Consider the following 17,095-nt stretch of genomic DNA (forward strand, 5'->3'; position numbering starts at 1 on the left):
TATACTTCGACAGGACGATTATCCTGTGGTAATTCTGTAACCGATTAAAATAAATAATACGACGGCATTTGACTAATACAACAAATCCCCGAAAAATAGCGTAAAACATAGGAGAATAATTTCATGGGTATCTTATCTAGCCTTAAAGGGCTATTTGCAGGTGGCGAAAGCGCACCAGAAAAAGCCGAAGACGTCGTAGAACACAAAGGTTTTTCAATTATACCAGCACCAATGAAAGATGGTGGCCAATATCGCGTTGCTGCAACCATCACCAAAGGCGAAGGTGAAGAACAAAAAACACACAAATTCATTCGTTCTGATCTCATGCCAAACCGCGACGAATGTATTGAAATAACATTGCGCAAAGCCAAGCTTACGATTGATCAGCTAGGTGATAATATTTTCGGCTAATACGAAGGAAAAAACATAATGAGCGCACCAATAGGACAACACTGGCAACAAGTAAACGAATGTGAAGATCTATTGGGCGTCGACTTTCTTGCTCGCACTTTTTCCTTTGCTGGCCCAAAAACCAAAGTCCACACCACACTCATTCACCATATCGGTAACCCAGACGCGACAAAAGCCATTTTGTACGTTCATGGTTACACGGATTATTTTTTTCAGACTGGTTTAGCAGAACACTTTATCGACTTAGGTTATCGTTTCTATGCCTTAGATTTACAAGGCTACGGTCGCTCGATTCGCCCTTCGACTCCGCCTAATTGGTGCGAATCACTTGAACAATATGGCCAAGATTTAGACATTGCCTTGGCCACCATAAAAGAAGATGGGGTGAATCAAGTAGTCATACTCGGGCACTCTACTGGCGGCCTAGTCGTATCGACCTATTTGGCGCAGCCTTACGCATTGCCCGAACGCGAAAGCTATTACAATAAAGCCTTTCCAGAAGTGATTGGACTGATGCTCAACAGTCCATTTCTCGCCCTGCCGTTCCCGCCAGCCGTATTAAACTTCGTCAGCTGGCCAGTTCGAATATTAGTGTCTTTACTACCGTTTTCGTATTTACGAGCTAAAAAAATCAACATTTACTCAAAATCACTACACACAGTATTTGGTGGAGAATGGGATTATCGATTAGATTGGAAACCCCCACGGGGTTTTGATCTTTCTTTTCATTGGCTAAGAGAAGTCATCATTGCACAGCGCGGTCTTGCTAATCAACGTCTTGCTATCCCAACGCTAATTTGCCATTCAGAAATCAGCACGATAGGTAAGCGTACAGTAGAAGAAATACAACAAGGCGATGGTGTGTTAGATGTCGATAGCATGCAGAAAGCGGCCAAGAAAACCTTCACGAACCTCACGCAAGCGAGTATTCCACAAGGTTTCCATGACTTGTATTTGTCTCACCAACCTGCTCGTGAAGCTTACTTATCAGCCATGACTCAATGGCTAGAAAAGCTAGATTAGCGCTAGAAAAGCTAGATTAAATAACCGAACCAGCAAGCGGATCTAAAAAAACTAAGCGCCTTGGCGTCGCATTATCCAATCCAATAAACAAGTAGGTAATACTCGTTTCATTACAACAGCGGCGTACGTTGGCATAGTCACATAGTAACGCGCTCTTGGATGAGTTGACTCCAACGCATGAATCAGTTTTTTCACCACTGCACTGGCTGGCAAGGTTTGCGATGACGTCACACCCTCTTTACTCAAACGAGCAATCGCTTCTGCATAGCCTTTTTGGTGACGGCTATTTTCTATGTCGATATTGTCTTTTAGAGCAAGCAACGCATTCGCACGAAAACGACTTTCAATCGGACCAGGTTCAATTAAGCAAACCTTAATAGGCGTGTCCGACAATTCCAAACGCAGGGTATCTGTTAAGCCTTCCAAAGCAAATTTACTGGCGTTATAAGCACCGCGGAACGGAGCAGCAACTAAGCCAAGCACAGAGCTGTTATTGATGATGCGTCCGTAATCTTGAGCTAACATTATTTTCAGTACTTTCGTTGTCAGCTCGTGCGTACCAAAGAAATTACACTCAAACTGAGCTCTTAACGCATCAACAGGCAAATCTTCTACCGCACCGGGCTGGCCATAGGCGCCATTATTAAACAAAGCAAAAAGCTGGCCGTTGGTAATCGCTAATGTTTCTTGCAAGCCTTTTTCTATCGAAGCCGAATCCGCTAAATCCAGCTGCACGACGTGCTTAATGCCTTGGGCTTGTAACACAGCTACGTCTTCTTGCTTGCGACAACTCGCCACTACTAGAAAATCACGATCTTGGAGCATTCTGGCTGCTTCCAGTCCAATTCCCGTCGAACAACCTGTGATAAGAATAGAATATTGCATAGTGCTTCCTCATGGAAAAAGTCTTCAAGCTTTGGATGGTAGCAAAATGCATGGATCATGGCTCCACTGGCGACACATTCCATCTTCCTTAGCCTCGCGGATGCAGCTGACCCAATGCTGTATCCACTAAGGCCAGCAGTTCATCTATTGCTTGAGTGGCATGCTGGAAATAGGTTTTAGCGGCAATCACAGGGAGCTCCGATCCGAGCAACTCCTGTTTTATACAACTTAGAAAATCAGCTACTACCTGTTCACAATGTTGTAGACGAAACTCATTCATCTGTGGATGTTCAATAGCATGATGTTGCAAGGTAGCAAAAGCCTTGCCTGCCAGTAATTCAATTTTCTGATAGAGGAAATGCATTCTTACCCGTTGTTCGACACTACTTTGTCTGGCTGCGGCCATGCCAGTACCCAAAGCGCGTGCCTGACCCGCCAATTCTGCCGCCTGAATTACTTCTCGCCAGATACAGGGCAAGTAGCCCAATTCAGGCAGGCCTTTAGTCAAATCAATCTCGCTGGCCACATCTTCCATCAGAAAAATGCTGTTACGGATAATTAGGTGATGCTGGATGAGATTATTCGCTCGGTCACTACTTCGCCCTTCACGCATGCGCGACCAGTGATCGATCAGACTGTTCCAAGCGTTTCGATGCGTGCCATCAAACTCCTGGGCGGCACGAATATGTTGATCCAAGCTCTGTCGGGTGGTGGCAAGATCCTGACTCATGCTGGTGTCGCCGCAAAGCACAGCATTACTAAGACCGCGATGACGCTGAAATTCAGCAATCAGCACTCGCAGCAAAGTCAATTGACGAATGTTCAATTGGATATGTAAGCGCTTTTTTTGTTGCAAGCGCCAGTGTAAACCATAAAACAACAAGGCCAATACCATCAGAATGGTGAACAATAGCGGTAATACATAGTGGATATTATTCATACTAATTATCCTGTAAGGTGAGCCAGATGGTGGGCAATGGTGCGTGCCTGATCGGCAGCCTGCAAATTATCGGCATTACCCCGACGAACACGATCGGCCAATTCAGCAATTTCCGCCACAGCCTGCCCCTGCTGTTCGGTACTGACCGCCACTTGATCGACTTGCCCCGTTAGTTGCTGGGTATGCTGCTGAACTTGATTGAGTAACGTCCGCACCCTTTCTGAATTTTCGGCACTGCGGTGCGCTAACCCGGTCAAATCAGACACCTGGACAGCGGCCTCCTTGATATGCTGTTGCACCAATTCGATATTGCGACTGATTTCTGTAGCAGACTCCTGACTATGCATGGCCAGACGACGTACTTCATCAGCCACCACAGCAAAACCGCGACCACTTTCGCCCGCACGCGCAGCTTCGATAGCTGCATTAAGAGCGAGCAGGTTAGTCTGGTCGGCGATACTGCGGATGGTACCGGACATTTCATTGATGATGTGCGAATTGCTGCTCAATTGGCGGATCAACTCGTCGGTAGTAATAGCTTGCTGCGCCATCTCGGACACCTGTCGCACCAGATTGGTGAGCTGCTCGATACCATCAGCCAACTGCTCGCTGGCCACAACGCTGGTTTGACGAGAGTCGGCAGCCAGTGAAGCCACCTGCATGATGCTCACATTTAACTCTTCTACCGCTGCTGCCGCTACGGTAGCTGAATCACTTTGCCCTTCGGCGTTACGAGTTACCAAGGCGGCGCTTTGTTCAAGCTCATGTGACGAGTGAGATATCTCATCCAGACGCTGCTGTAACAGCTGTTGTTGACGTTGCTCGCGGTTTAGCCACTGCTGAAACCCGCGGCTGACAGGCTGCAACAACAACCACTGAATAGCGCTGAAAGGCTCATTGGTACTCTGCAGGACAGTTTCTTCACAATAGCGTTGCAACTGACCGATTTCCTGCAATAGAAGCCACAGGCTGGCAATCGCTAGATAGGCCAATACGGCCCACAGCATCTCAGCTAGCCGCGAAGGTGCTACTAAAGTGAGGATGCCACCGACTATGGAAAGACCTAATAAAGTACGAAGCATGCCGATGATGCCCAGTGTGTGCAACAACAAAAATGCCGGATAAGTAAGCCACTTCATGTTCCTGTATCTCCAATGCAGTACAAAAAAAGGCGCCTGAACCCCGCTGCTAATTTACTGCTGCGGGTTCAGGCGCCTTTGCCTAGCAAGAACGAGTCCTGCTGATTTGATTTATCTGAAATAAATTAAAGCAATAATGATGCCACAGAATTCGATGAGCATTAACTAAACAAGAAAAAATCACCGTGCTTTGGATCGTAGCAAATAGTGATGCTAAGTGCTGTTTTCTTGATTTTGATCACAATATTAACAGCCACTCCAGCCCATAATCTCTGCTTATAAAACAAACATTAATACTAATAGGGATATCGCATGAAGCTCAGCTCAATCAAGGTAAGCTACAAACTATGGGGGCTTATTGGCACCTTAGTCACATTACTCATCGTTTTTAGCGCTATGGCCTATAGCGAACTGCACAGCGAATTGCTCAACGCACGACAACTCCAAGTTAAAGAACAAGTCGATAGCGCTTATTCTCTCGTAAAATATTATGGCGACCAAGCACCTATCATTGGCGAAGAACAAGCGAAGCAATCTGCTTTGGCTGCGCTATCTGCTCTACGCTTTGGCGACGATGGCTACTTCTGGGTGAACGACATGCAAGCCAAGCTGCTAATGCATCCCTTTAAGCCGCAAGATGAGGGGAAAAGCATGACAAATGTCACCGACATAAATGGCTTTCATCACTGGCAAGAAATGGTATCTGTGGTGAGAAAACAAGAGGAAGGCTATGTTCACTATGCCTACAAGGGCCCACAAGTTTCACAGCCTGAAGATAAAGTGTCTTATGTAAAAGGTTATCAACCTTGGGGATGGGTCATTGGCAGTGGCGTACTATACAGCGGTGTTACGGATATATTTTGGGCTGCAGTGCAAAAATCTGCGTTTATCGAACTAATTCTAGTGCTTATTGCTCTGATCGGAAGTGTCACTATTGTTCGTAACATCACAAGACCACTTAAAACAGTGACAGAACATTTACAACATATCTCAGATGGCGATCTTACTAAGCAATTAGATATGCAACGTGGAGACGAAATCGGTATTTTAGCCAATGCGGCAAACCACGTATCCGTTTCATTAAACGACACCTTGCTAGAAGTCGACCACGCCATCACCGAACTGCAAGCCGTTTGCGTACAAATGCAAGGCAATAGCTTACATACTAAACAAGGGATGGATCACCAATTCCAAGAAGTCGAAATGCTTGCTACCGCCATGAACGAAATGTCTTACTCCATTCGAGACGTAGCGCAACATGCCAAAGATACCGCTGATGCGACTCAAATGGTGCAAACCATTACGCGCCAAAGTAGCCAAGACCTAGACGCCACTAACGAAGACATCCAAAGTTTAACCAAGAACATAGAAGGTGCAAACGACGTTATTATTAAACTACTTGAGCAAACAGGCGATATCGACTCTGTTTTAGGCGTAATTGGAGATATCTCAGAGCAAACAAACCTACTTGCCTTGAACGCAGCCATTGAAGCGGCACGAGCTGGTGAACTAGGTCGAGGCTTTGCCGTCGTGGCCGATGAAGTTCGCTCACTGGCAAGCCGCACTCAAGGATCAACTGTCGAAATCCGCTCGATTATCGAAAAGCTTCAGCATCAATCAAAAGAAGCTTCCACGTCTATGGCTACCAGCACTCAACAAGCTGAACGCGGTGCAGACAGAATGCATGTCGCCGCTGAAAACTTGAAAAACATGCTAACACAAGTAGACGACGTATCGGCTCGCAGCCATCAAATCGCCTCCGCTGCGGAACAGCAAGGCACAGTGGCCGAAGAGATCAACCACAACATAATGGGTATTCGAGCAGTATCTGAAAAGGTACTAGAGGATTCTCAACAAGTGTCCGAAGGCAGCACGATGATTGCCAAAATGACCGATGAACTTAGCAAAAAAATCAAACAATTCCAGTTTGCTTGAGCGATCCCTAGCTAGCTACCAAGATAGGTGAATTCAAATATTCACCTATCTTTTCTCTAATACAGTCACAGTAATCCAATAAAAAATGAAGAGGTTTTTAACGTTAAATCCCTCACTAAATAACATTTTGAGGAATTATCTTAGTAACTCATTGTGGATATATGGCCTATATTCATCACTAGATGAATTAATAATTGGAGCCAACAATGACCACCCGAATGGGGCGCCCTAAACAGTCTGATAAGAATCAAGATTCCGCTCGCAGCAGTTTAATTGCTGCCGCCAAGCGTTGTTTCTCTGAACAGGGTTTTGACAAGGTATCGACTCGAAAAATCGCCCTCTCGGCGGGAGTAGATGCGGCTATGATTCGTTACTACTTCGGTTCAAAAGCAGGTTTATTCGAAGCAACCATACAAGAAACCTTAGCTCCAGTTATCGAACAATTCCAAGCCGATATTGACCCCAACACTCCACCCAATCCATTGTTACTGATGCAAACCTACTATCGCATGATTGCCAACAATCCCATGCTGCCAAAATTGATTTTGCAGGTGATAAACCAACAAGATAACCCCGAAGCGTTTGGTATTTTGACGGGCATTATCGACAACATCTTGAAACGATCAGAAAAATGGATCGAGGCGTTTGAAAAGCAAAAGCAAATTAATCCAAACCTTAATCCAGCATGGATTCGTCTTAGTTTTGTTAGCTTGATGATTTTCCCTGTGTTGGCGCCAAAATACCTTCAGCAGCAACTTGGGGTCGAACTCAAAGAAGACTGGTTATTAAATCTAGCGGATCATAACCAAACACTGCTAGAACAAGGACTTTTCACCTTTCCATCACAACAGCCATCATCCAGCAGCACCAAAGGTGAGCAAAAATGAAAACACGTCATATTCTACTATCCGTACTTGTGCTGACTTTGCTTACCGCTTGCCAGTCAGAAGAGTCAACTTACGCCATGGGCAATATTGAACGCGATAGAATCACCTTATCGGCCCCAGCGGCAGAACAAATTGTTTTAGTAAAGGTCAGCGAAGGACAACAAGTCTCCCAAGGCGACACATTGTTACGCTTAGACACTCGCAGTGCCGACTCACTTATAGCGCAGCGCGAAGCCGAGCTTGCTCAAGCCAATGCCGCCCTCAGTGAGCTTACTGCTGGCACACGCCCAGAACAATTAAGTGCATCATTAGCCGCACTAGAAGCCACTCAAGCCGCCAGTAAAGAAGCGGAGCTAAAGTTCCAACGTTACGACAAACTGTATAAAAGCAAAGTCGTTGGCAAAGCCGATTTCGATGCGGCTAAAGCTTCGAGAGACAGTAATAAGGCCAAAGCACAGCAAGCTCATGATCAATGGTTAGAGTTAAAAAATGGTGCCCGTGAAGAAGACATTGCCCAATCCAATGCCAAGGTGCAAGCCGCACAGGCCGCCCTTGAATGGCAAACCAAAGCCCGTGAAGACCTCACCATCAAAGCGCCAATTGATGGTACGATTGACACACTGCCTTGGCACGAAGGAGATCGTGTTACCGCAGGCACTCAGTTAATTAGCTTGCTGTCTTCTGGTCACCCTTATGCAAGAGTTTATTTGCCTGCCAGCGCGTTAACCAAGATCAAAGCTGGCGACACTATTGAGGTGTTTGCTGATGGTATCGAATCGCCCATCAAGGGTCGTGTGCGAAATATCCGTTCACAACCCGCTTATACGCCATTTTATGCCCTCAACGAACGAGACAGAGCTCGTCTGATGTATCTGACTGACATCAATCTAATTGATGCGGACCAGCTACCTACAGGACTTGCTGTTGAGGTGCGCCTACCATGATCTCTAACGAGTCAGAACAAGTAGAATACGCCATTGAAGCCAAGGGATTAAGCAAGCATTTTGGCAACAACATTGCGGTAAATAAACTGGATTTAAAAATCCCTAAAGGCAGCATTTATGGCTTTCTTGGCCCCAATGGTTGCGGAAAATCCACCAGCATTCGTCTGCTCACTGGGTTATTAGAAGCCAGTGAAGGTGACGTCACTATTTTGGGCAACCCGCTATTAGGTCATGAAGAAGCGTTGAAAAAACGTATCGGCTATATGACGCAAAAATTCTCTTTATACGATGACCTTACCGTTCAAGAGAATCTAAATTTTGTCGGTGCTATTTATGGTTTTGTAGGGAAGCGCAAAAAAGCCCGCCTCGAAGAATTACTCGCTTTATACGATTTAGAAAAACAAGCGAAACAGTTTGCTGGCTCCATGAGTGGCGGACAAAAACAGCGCCTTGCTCTTGCCTGCGCCACACTACATTCTCCTGAGTTGTTATTTCTCGATGAGCCGACCTCTGCGGTTGACCCAGAAAATCGCCGTGAGTTTTGGGAAAGATTGTTCGACCTTTGCGCCGCTGGCACCACCATTTTAGTGTCCACCCATTACATGGATGAAGCAGAACGCTGTCATGCCTTGGCAATTATGGAAGAAGGCAATAAACGCGCCGATGGCTCTCCTCAAGCCTTGATGGATGCTATGCCTGCCACCGTCGTGGAAGTCAGTGGCAACAAGTTAAGACAACTCAAACAGACACTAACCCAGCACCCAGAAATTCTCTCTGCAGCACAAATTGGCGCGCATCTAAGAGTGCTAGTGAAGAAAAAAGTACAAGATCCTCTCAGCCTTATCTCGACACTCAGTGATGGCAGAGAAACTGTATTGGCTCGTCCTAGCCTTGAAGACGTGTTTGTTACCTGCACCGGAGACCGCTATGTGGATTAGAATCTATGCTATTTTCATCAAAGAATTAAAGCAGCTTTCCCGAGACAGAATGACCTTCGGCATGATTATCATGATACCGCTGGTACAACTTATGCTGTTTGGTTATGCGATTAACACCGATGCTAGACACATTCACGTTGGTCTTGTCGACCTCAGTCAAACATCGGAAAGCCGAGCAGTTGAACAAGCACTGGTAGCCACTCAATCTGTCGACTTTATTGCTCGTTATCGCTCCATAAAAGAGGCCGAAGTCGCAATTACCAAAGGCGAGATCAGAGCTGTACTGTATTTGCCAGCAGACATGACTCGCCGTCTATTCAATCACCCGCTCTACGATCATAAACAGACTGATTCACCACTCACTCTGCCAATAGGGCAATGGATAGTCGACGGCTCGGATACCGTCATTGCATCTACCATCAGAGCATTGCGCAATATGCCCTTAGACGAAGTGGCCAACCATACCGCGACACGCACCGCGCCGAGTTTCGAAGTCGTGCAATACTTCAATCCAGAACAAAGAACCGTGGTGAATATCGTGCCAGGTTTAGTGGCAGTGATTCTAACCATGACAATGATTTTATTTACGTCATCGGCCATAGTAAGAGAAAGCGAGCATGGCAATATGGAGTTTCTCATCACCACACCAGTGCGTTCTATCGAACTCATGATAGGAAAAATAGCGCCTTACGTTTTAGTCGGGCTCTTACAAGTCGCTATTATTTTATGCGTGGGTCATTGGATGTTTTCTGTGCCGATTAAAGGCAGTATTCTGTCACTACTCGGCAGCTCTATTCTGTTCATTTTTGCCAGCTTAACCCTTGGCTTAGTGCTTTCCACCATTGCAAAAACGCAATTGCAATCGATGCAGATGACCATATTTATTCTCTTGCCATCAATATTGCTCTCGGGATTTATGTTTCCTTACGATGCCATGCCGGTCGCTGCTCAATGGATTGCCGAAGCCTTACCAGTAACGCATTTCATGCGCATGATCCGTGCTATCGCCTTGCGAGATGCCAGTCTGCTTTTATTAGGAAAAGATGCATTATGGCTAGGACTCTTTACTATCGGCGGAATAATCATTGCTTCGTTACGATTCAAGAAGACATTGGGGTAGACATTACTAGTCGCCTCATTCTAACTTCCGATACAAGGATCGCAGGCTGATTCCAGCGACTTTGGCAACTTGCTCTTTATCGTCATGATGAAATGCCATGAGTTCTGATAAGTAGCGTTTTTCTGCGGTTTTTAAGTCCAGCCATTCTTTGTCTTCACCAGCATCAGTAATACTTAACGATTGAGAAGCTGATGAAGTATCCACCAGCGGATCAAGCTCACGATCGATCTCCAAACATTCTTGAATAGTGCTTCGCTCAATCATATTCGTATCAGTTAAGAGTGTTGCGCGATTGAGGATGTTACTTAGCTCTCGAATATTGCCAGGGAAATCGTATTGCTTTAATACTTGCATCGCCGAATCAGTAAGATGGTATTCCTTTCGCTCACTAATACGTTTTAACAAGGTGTTGGTTAACAAGACTAAGTCATCTTGTCGTTCTCTTAAGGAAGGCACATGTATTGGAAACACGTTGATCCGATAGTATAAATCTTGGCGGAACTCACCTGCTTTCACCATTTGTGCTAAATTTTTGTGAGTTGCACAAATTAATCGAAAATTAGTGTGCTTCACGGTTGAAGAACCAACCGGACGAAAAGCGCCCGTTTCAATAAGTCGCAATAGCTTAACTTGCATTGATAGCGGAACATCGCCGATTTCGTCTAAAAACAGTGTGCCACCATTAGCCAGCTCAACTAATCCTACTCGGTTGCTATGCGCGCCAGTAAACGAGCCTTTTACATGACCAAATAGCTCGCTTTCAAACAAAGAATCCGTCAGCCCTGCACATTCTAATGTCACCATGGAATTACTCGCTCTATGACCGCCTTGGTGAACCGCGTGCGCGACCAGCTCCTTGCCGCTACCGGATTCTCCAAGTAATAAAACAGACGCGTCGCTATGACTAACACGGGTGATTTTTTCCAACATGCGATTAAAAGACTTACTCGAACCGACCAATTTTTTACTGCTGTCTTGCACACTAGCTACTGACACAGAGCGCAATAGCTCGACAAAAAACAGCAATTGACCTTGGCTGTCATGAATCGGCAGCATTTCTACATCGACGTGCTCTTTGCCTCTTGGCGTTTGGTGGATATGCAGCACTCGTTCTTTGCGGCCTGATTGCAAGGTTGCCGACAAAGGACAATCCTCACCCGCTTCATCACAAGGCACGCTATAGCCATGGGAAACTTCAAAGCAACGCTTGTTCTGCTGCAAAGGAACATCACCAAATTCGTCTCGATAATGCTGATTAATGGCAAGAATTCGATAATCCACCGATACTAATATAGCAGGACAATCGTAGCCTTCTAACATGCTGGCAAGTCCATCAAAGGAGGAAGAATCGGATGCGATGATATTCATAAAACATTTGCCATTTTTGTCAAAACTTGACGTCAAATATGACAACTAGCAAAACATTAGTCAATTCTAATTTAAAAACTTTCTTCTTGTTAAAAATTAATTCTTTATATTTCATACAGTTAATTAAAAGATAAAACCTTGGCACACTTTCTGCCTTACTTAACCTATAAATCCATCAAATAAATAGACTATTTGAACGTGTGGAAAATTTGATAACGAGGTGAAACATGACAAACACGATTGTAACCAAGCCTGATGTAGCGGCTTTTTTTGATAAAGACTCCAATACTTTCTCTTATGTCGTTAAAGATCCAGCATCTTCTAGCTGTGCCATTGTCGACAGTGTATTGGATTTTGACTATGCCTCTGGCGGTACTTCTCATAAAGGTGCTGACGAAATTATTGCGTACGTCACCACCCACAAACTAAAAGTGGAATGGTTAATTGAAACTCATGTCCATGCAGACCATATTTCTGCTGCGCCATACATTCAAAGCAAAGTCGGCGGCAAAATTGGTATTGGCGAACAAATCACCACAGTTCAAGAAACCTTTGCCAAAGTATTCAACGAAGGTGCTGACTTCTTACATGACGGTTCGCAGTTTGACTTTTTATTCGAAGATGGCGAGCAATTTCAAATTGGTGAAATGCAGTGCACCGCCCTTCATACTCCGGGTCATACGCCAGCTTGCTTCACCCATGTTTTAGGGGATGCCGTATTTGTTGGTGATACCTTGTTCATGCCAGATGCCGGCACCGCACGTGCTGATTTCCCCGGTGGCGACGCAGGTATATTGTTCGATTCTGTACAAAGAATCCTGGCACTACCAGAAGATCACCGCATTTTTATGTGCCATGACTACTGCCCGAATGGCCGTGAATTGGAATATGAAACTACCGTAAAAGCGCAGCGTGAATTCAACATTCACGTTAAGCAAGGCATCAGCAAATCGACCTTTGTAGATTTACGTGAAACCCGCGACAAAACATTAGCCATGCCTCGCCTGATTTTGCCATCACTGCAAATCAATATGAGAGCCGGACATATGCCAGAAGCAGAAAGTAACGGTTTGTCTTACTTAAAGATTCCTTTGAATGCGTTTAAGTAAACCGTAACAACAAGAGCAACTAACGACCAATAATAAATAGATGCCGTTTCACGATGTCACAATTGCAGTAATCGTGCAGGGGCCCAAATCGAGAGAACAGCCATGTTACGCAAAAAAATCACAGACAACTATTCCGTATCTGAGCAGATCAGTTTAGACGATGTGGACGCTTTAGCAGAATCTGGTGTCACGCTTATCATTTGTAATCGACCAGATGGTGAAGAGGAAGGACAACTACCTTTTGCTGATGTTGCCGCTTATGCAGAAGAAAAAAATATCAAAGCTAAACACATTCCGTTTGCTGGCGGGCAAATGACGGCTTCGGACATAACTGCTTTTCAAGCTGCAATACAAAATGCCGAAAATGTTCACGCTTATTGCCGAACGGGTAATCGCTCCAGCCAAATTTGGCAAGCGGCTCAGGACGCTTCAACTACCGAAACACCTATCGCACAAGACGACAAAGCACCATCTAAAGAAGACAATAAAACAACAGCCCAATACGATGTTGTAGTAGTCGGTGCAGGCTCAGCCGGTATTTCAACTGCCGCTAGTTTATTAAAACGCAAACCTGGCTTGAAAATTTGTTTGATTGATCCAGCCGAAAGTCATTTTTATCAGCCCGGTTGGACGCTTGTAGGCGGCGGTGTGTTTAAAGCAGCCAATACCCGCCGCAACATGTCTGATGTTATTCCAGCGCATACAAAATGGCTGAAAGAAGCGGTAAAAACTTTCTTGCCGAATGAGAATCAAGTCGTACTCGAAAACGGCCAGAAAATCGCTTATCAATATCTAGTCGTAGCGGCTGGTATCAAGCTTAATTGGGATGCTATTGAAGGCTTATCAGACACTTTAGGTCGCAACGGTGTGACCTCAAATTATCGTTACGACTTAGCACCTTATACATGGGAATTGGTGAAAAATTTAAACGGTGGCAAAGCCGTATTCACCCAACCGCCAATGCCGATCAAATGCGCCGGCGCGCCACAAAAAGCCATGTATCTATCTTGTGACCATTGGTTGAAGAACGACAAACAAAAAGACATTAACGTATCTTTTTACAACGCAGGTGCTGTGTTATTTGGCGTGCCTGAATATGTTCCTGCTTTGGAAAGTTATATTCAAAAATACCAAGTTAATACTCACTTCACTCACAACCTAGTCAAAGTGGACGGTCCAAATAAACGCGCCTATTTTGCCACCACAAACAAAGATGGCGAGAAAAGCATCGTAGAGACCGAGTTCGATATGTTGCATGTTTGCCCACCACAAACTGCACCAAACTTCATTCGTAATAGTCCATTAGTTGATGCAGCTGGCTGGGTCGATGTCGATAAAGAAACCTTGCAACATACCTCATTCAAAAATATTTGGTCATTAGGTGATGTAAGTAATACGCCAAACGCAAAAACCATGGCGGCGGCTCGTAAACAAGCACCTGTCGTGGCACAAAATATTGCTGATGCTATGGACGGAAATACGATAAGAGCCATTTACGACGGCTACGGCTCCTGCCCACTTACCGTTGAGCGCGGCAAGATTGTCTTGGCAGAATTTGGTTACGGCGGAAAGCTGCTACCAACCTTCCCGACATGGCTGAACGATGGTACCAAACCCACCTATCTCGCTTGGGTGTTAAAAGAAGACTTGCTGCCTCCTTTCTACTGGCACGGCATGCTGAAAGGCTATGAATGGTTTGTTAAACCAACAATGCGTAAGTAACGAGAGCTTCATGATGACCATTGAACGTTTCATTCCCGCCCTGTCTTGGCTAAAGACCTATAACCGTGGGCAATTTAGCCAAGACGCCACCGCGGCGTTTATCGTCACCATGTTGCTGATTCCTCAGTCACTGGCTTACGCCATGTTGGCTGGGGTACCACCAGAAGTAGGCTTATATTCCAGTATCTTGCCTTTGGTTTTGTACGCCTTATTTGGCACCAGCACATCACTGTCGGTTGGCCCGGTTGCCGTGGCGTCACTGATGACAGCGACGTCACTCGCGGTCATTGCAGAACAAGGCACTGCCAGTTACCTTACTGGCGCGATTACTCTCGCTCTATTGTCTGGCGCCATGTTGGTAATCATGGGCGTAATGAAGCTTGGCATGGTTACTAACCTGCTTTCTCACTCAGTGATTTCGGGGTTTATTTCTGCGTCTGGGATCATTATTGCACTCAGTCAGTTAAAGCACATTCTGGGCATCCAAGCCCATGGCGATAATGTCGTTACGCAATTACTTTCTATGCTGGAAAACATCGGTCAATTTAAACCTATGACCTTTGTGATTGGCGTTTCTGTGATCGCATTTTTGCTGTTGGCTCGTCGTCACGCGAAACGTTTTTTGATCATGCTAAAGGTTCCCGAAGCATCAGCCGCATCGTTGGCGAAAACCGCTCCGATTCTTGGCGTACTTTCTAGCCTTGCGATTGTCTATCTCTATGATCTGCAATCTCATGGCGTAGCGATAACAGGACACATTCCAGCAGGATTGCCGAGCTTAACATTCACTTTGCCATCGCTGGAATTAATCAAAGAACTCGCTTTGCCTGCGCTGATGATTTCGATTATTGGTTATGTTGAATCCATCTCGGTTGGTAAAACTTTAGGTGCTAAAAGACGCGAAAAAGTCAAACCTAACCAAGAACTTATCGGATTAGGCGCAGCAAACATTGCGTCTGGCGTGTCTGGTGGTTTTCCAGTGACAGGTGGATTCTCGCGTTCCGTGGTGAACTTTGACGCCGGTGCAGTGACTCAGCTTGCCAGCATCATGACGGCTCTTGGCATTATGATCGCGTCTTTGTTATTAACGCCTATGCTGTACTTTTTGCCTAAAGCCACACTGGCGGCGACCATCATTGTGGCGGTCACAACCCTGATCGATTTTTCTATCTTGAAAAAAACCTGGCAGTTTTCCCGCAGTGATTTCTATGCAGTGCTCGCGACTATTGTGATTACTTTATTGCTGGGTGTGGAAGTTGGCGTGGCTTCTGGCGTGGCATTGTCCATTGCCTTGCATTTGTATCGTACGTCCAAACCGCACGTGGCCGAAGTTGGCTTAATCAAGGACACTGAACACTTTCGCAATGTGAAACGCTATGAGGTGGAAACCTCACCTCAATTGCTTTGTTTACGACCAGACGAGAGCCTGTTCTTTGCCAACGCGACGTTTTTGGAAGATCACATCATCGACACCATTAGCCAACGCAAAGAAATTAACCATGTGGTGATTCAATGCAGCGCCGTGAATGAAATTGATTTCAGCGCCTTAGAAATGCTCGAAGCCCTGAACCTGCAACTAAAAAGCTTGAACATTAAACTCTCGCTTTCGGAGGTAAAAGGCCCAGTAATGGATCACCTAGAATGCAGCGGATTCCTGCAACACCTCAATGGCAAAGTGTATTTATCGCAATTCCAAGCGTTTAAAGATATTACCTATAGCTAGAATTTAAGCTAATAAATTTGAGGTCACCGGGTAAACTGGAGGCCTCAAATTTGCATTTCAGTTTCTACGTATTATTTTGCTGCAACCGTAAACTGCTGTTGCTCCCCAAGCCCATCTATTCCTAGTTTCATTGTCTGACCAGGCTTCAAATAAACGGCATTAGGCTTAATCCCCATTCCCACTCCCAGCGGAGTACCGGTTGAAATAATGTCACCTGGTTGCAAACTCATGCAGCGGCTCAAATAGGAAATAATTTCTGGGATCTTAAAAATCAAAGTGTTGGTATTTCCGTTTTGATAACGATGTCCATCAACTTCCAACCACAAGCCTAATTCATGAGGATTTGGAACCTCATCTCTCGTCACTAACCATGGGCCAATTGGGCCAAACGTATCAAAACCTTTACCCTTGTCCCAAGTGCCGCCACGTTCAATTTGCCACTCACGCTCAGAGACGTCATTGATAACGCAGTACCCTGCAACATAATCCATTGCGTCCGACTCTGATATATAACGCCCTGCTTTACCGATAACAACACCCAGCTCGACTTCCCAATCTGTTTTCGTTGAGCCAATAGGTATTTCAACATCATCATTTGGGCCCGATATTGCGCTCGTCCATTTGTTGAAAATGATTGGCTCTTCTGGAACTGGCATATTGGCCTCTGCGGCATGATCAGCATAGTTCAAGCCAATACAAATAAACTTTCCAACATGGTTTACACATGAACCAATACGCGGATTTCCAGCCACTTTAGGAAGGGTATTCAAATCCAGCTTTCTCAAATTAGATATCGCCTCATCACTTAAAGCGCTACCAGAAATATCATCAATATAGCCAGATAGATCGCGAATTTGGCCCTGATCATCAAGTACACCTGGTTTCTCAGACCCTTTAATACCATATCGTAATAATTTCAATGTTATCTCCTACCATTTCGAATACTGTTTT

The 17,095-nt window shown here is 45.3% G+C and carries 15 protein-coding genes; 10 read left to right on the forward strand and 5 right to left on the reverse strand.

Annotated elements, in window-relative coordinates; translation table 11 throughout:
- Positions 1–123: 123 nt before the first annotated feature.
- The gene (locus TY87_RS16745; protein WP_012068599.1) at positions 124–411 is read left to right on the forward strand and encodes an HlyU family transcriptional regulator; all 288 of its coding nucleotides are present in this window, start codon (positions 124–126) and stop codon (positions 409–411) included.
- A gap of 18 nt (positions 412–429) precedes the next feature.
- Positions 430–1,434: an alpha/beta hydrolase gene (locus TY87_RS16750; protein ID WP_100187940.1), complete on the forward strand. Its 1,005-nt coding sequence runs from the start codon at positions 430–432 to the stop codon at positions 1,432–1,434.
- A gap of 51 nt (positions 1,435–1,485) precedes the next feature.
- Here the strand turns inward: TY87_RS16750 and TY87_RS16755 are convergent, their stop codons facing one another.
- The 3 genes from TY87_RS16755 to TY87_RS16765 form a co-directional block, all read right to left on the reverse strand.
- Positions 1,486–2,319 (reverse strand): SDR family NAD(P)-dependent oxidoreductase, encoded by an 834-nt coding sequence (locus TY87_RS16755; RefSeq protein ID WP_100187941.1) that lies wholly within the window; start codon positions 2,317–2,319, stop codon positions 1,486–1,488.
- An 88-nt stretch (positions 2,320–2,407) separates the two neighbouring features.
- On the reverse strand, positions 2,408–3,259 hold the full coding sequence (locus tag TY87_RS16760) for a nitrate- and nitrite sensing domain-containing protein (protein WP_100187942.1): 852 nt from the start codon (positions 3,257–3,259) through the stop codon (positions 2,408–2,410).
- A gap of 5 nt (positions 3,260–3,264) precedes the next feature.
- Complete coding sequence (locus TY87_RS16765; RefSeq protein WP_100187943.1) at positions 3,265–4,398, reverse strand: methyl-accepting chemotaxis protein; 1,134 nt, start codon at positions 4,396–4,398, stop codon at positions 3,265–3,267.
- 312 nt (positions 4,399–4,710) lie between these two features.
- Between TY87_RS16765 and TY87_RS16770 the strand changes: the two genes are divergently transcribed.
- The 5 genes from TY87_RS16770 (at position 4,711) to TY87_RS16790 (ending at position 10,222) form a co-directional block, all read left to right on the forward strand.
- The gene (locus TY87_RS16770; RefSeq protein ID WP_100187944.1) at positions 4,711–6,333 is read left to right on the forward strand and encodes a methyl-accepting chemotaxis protein; all 1,623 of its coding nucleotides are present in this window, start codon (positions 4,711–4,713) and stop codon (positions 6,331–6,333) included.
- Between the two features lie 206 nt (positions 6,334–6,539).
- Positions 6,540–7,220, forward strand: a complete 681-nt coding sequence (locus TY87_RS16775; protein ID WP_072840406.1) for a TetR/AcrR family transcriptional regulator — start codon at positions 6,540–6,542, stop codon at positions 7,218–7,220.
- Positions 7,217–8,164 (forward strand): HlyD family secretion protein, encoded by a 948-nt coding sequence (locus TY87_RS16780; RefSeq protein WP_100187945.1) that lies wholly within the window; start codon positions 7,217–7,219, stop codon positions 8,162–8,164. The genes TY87_RS16775 and TY87_RS16780 overlap by 4 nt, the downstream gene beginning before the upstream one ends.
- Entirely contained in the window at positions 8,161–9,102 is a 942-nt protein-coding gene (locus TY87_RS16785) for an ABC transporter ATP-binding protein (RefSeq protein WP_072840408.1), read from the forward strand. Before TY87_RS16780 ends, TY87_RS16785 begins: the two co-directional genes overlap by 4 nt.
- Positions 9,092–10,222 carry an ABC transporter permease gene (locus TY87_RS16790; protein ID WP_100187946.1) on the forward strand — a complete coding sequence of 377 codons (1,131 nt, stop codon included), beginning with the start codon at positions 9,092–9,094 and terminating at the stop codon, positions 10,220–10,222. The genes TY87_RS16785 and TY87_RS16790 overlap by 11 nt, the downstream gene beginning before the upstream one ends.
- A 15-nt stretch (positions 10,223–10,237) precedes the next feature.
- Here TY87_RS16790 and TY87_RS16795 read toward each other — a convergent pair whose 3' ends face one another.
- A complete protein-coding gene (locus TY87_RS16795) occupies positions 10,238–11,590 on the reverse strand; it encodes a sigma-54 interaction domain-containing protein (protein ID WP_100187947.1) in 1,353 nt (450 codons plus the stop codon).
- A gap of 227 nt (positions 11,591–11,817) precedes the next feature.
- On the opposite strand from TY87_RS16795, the gene TY87_RS16800 reads away from it, so the two are divergent.
- From TY87_RS16800 to TY87_RS16810, 3 genes are all read left to right on the forward strand, one after another.
- Entirely contained in the window at positions 11,818–12,699 is an 882-nt protein-coding gene (locus TY87_RS16800) for an MBL fold metallo-hydrolase (RefSeq protein WP_100187948.1), read from the forward strand.
- A gap of 102 nt (positions 12,700–12,801) precedes the next feature.
- Positions 12,802–14,421: a bifunctional protein tyrosine phosphatase family protein/NAD(P)/FAD-dependent oxidoreductase gene (locus TY87_RS16805; RefSeq protein ID WP_100187949.1), complete on the forward strand. Its 1,620-nt coding sequence runs from the start codon at positions 12,802–12,804 to the stop codon at positions 14,419–14,421.
- 10 nt (positions 14,422–14,431) lie between these two features.
- Positions 14,432–16,144 carry a SulP family inorganic anion transporter gene (locus TY87_RS16810; protein ID WP_332835622.1) on the forward strand — a complete coding sequence of 571 codons (1,713 nt, stop codon included), beginning with the start codon at positions 14,432–14,434 and terminating at the stop codon, positions 16,142–16,144.
- Positions 16,145–16,215: 71 nt separating this feature from the next.
- On the opposite strand, the gene TY87_RS16815 is transcribed toward TY87_RS16810, so the two are convergent.
- Positions 16,216–17,064 carry a fumarylacetoacetate hydrolase family protein gene (locus tag TY87_RS16815; RefSeq protein ID WP_100187950.1) on the reverse strand — a complete coding sequence of 283 codons (849 nt, stop codon included), beginning with the start codon at positions 17,062–17,064 and terminating at the stop codon, positions 16,216–16,218.
- Between the last annotated feature and the right edge of the window lie 31 nt (positions 17,065–17,095).

The organism is Marinomonas sp. BSi20584 (assembly GCF_002792415.1).
Lineage (GTDB): Bacteria > Pseudomonadota > Gammaproteobacteria > Pseudomonadales > Marinomonadaceae > Marinomonas > Marinomonas polaris.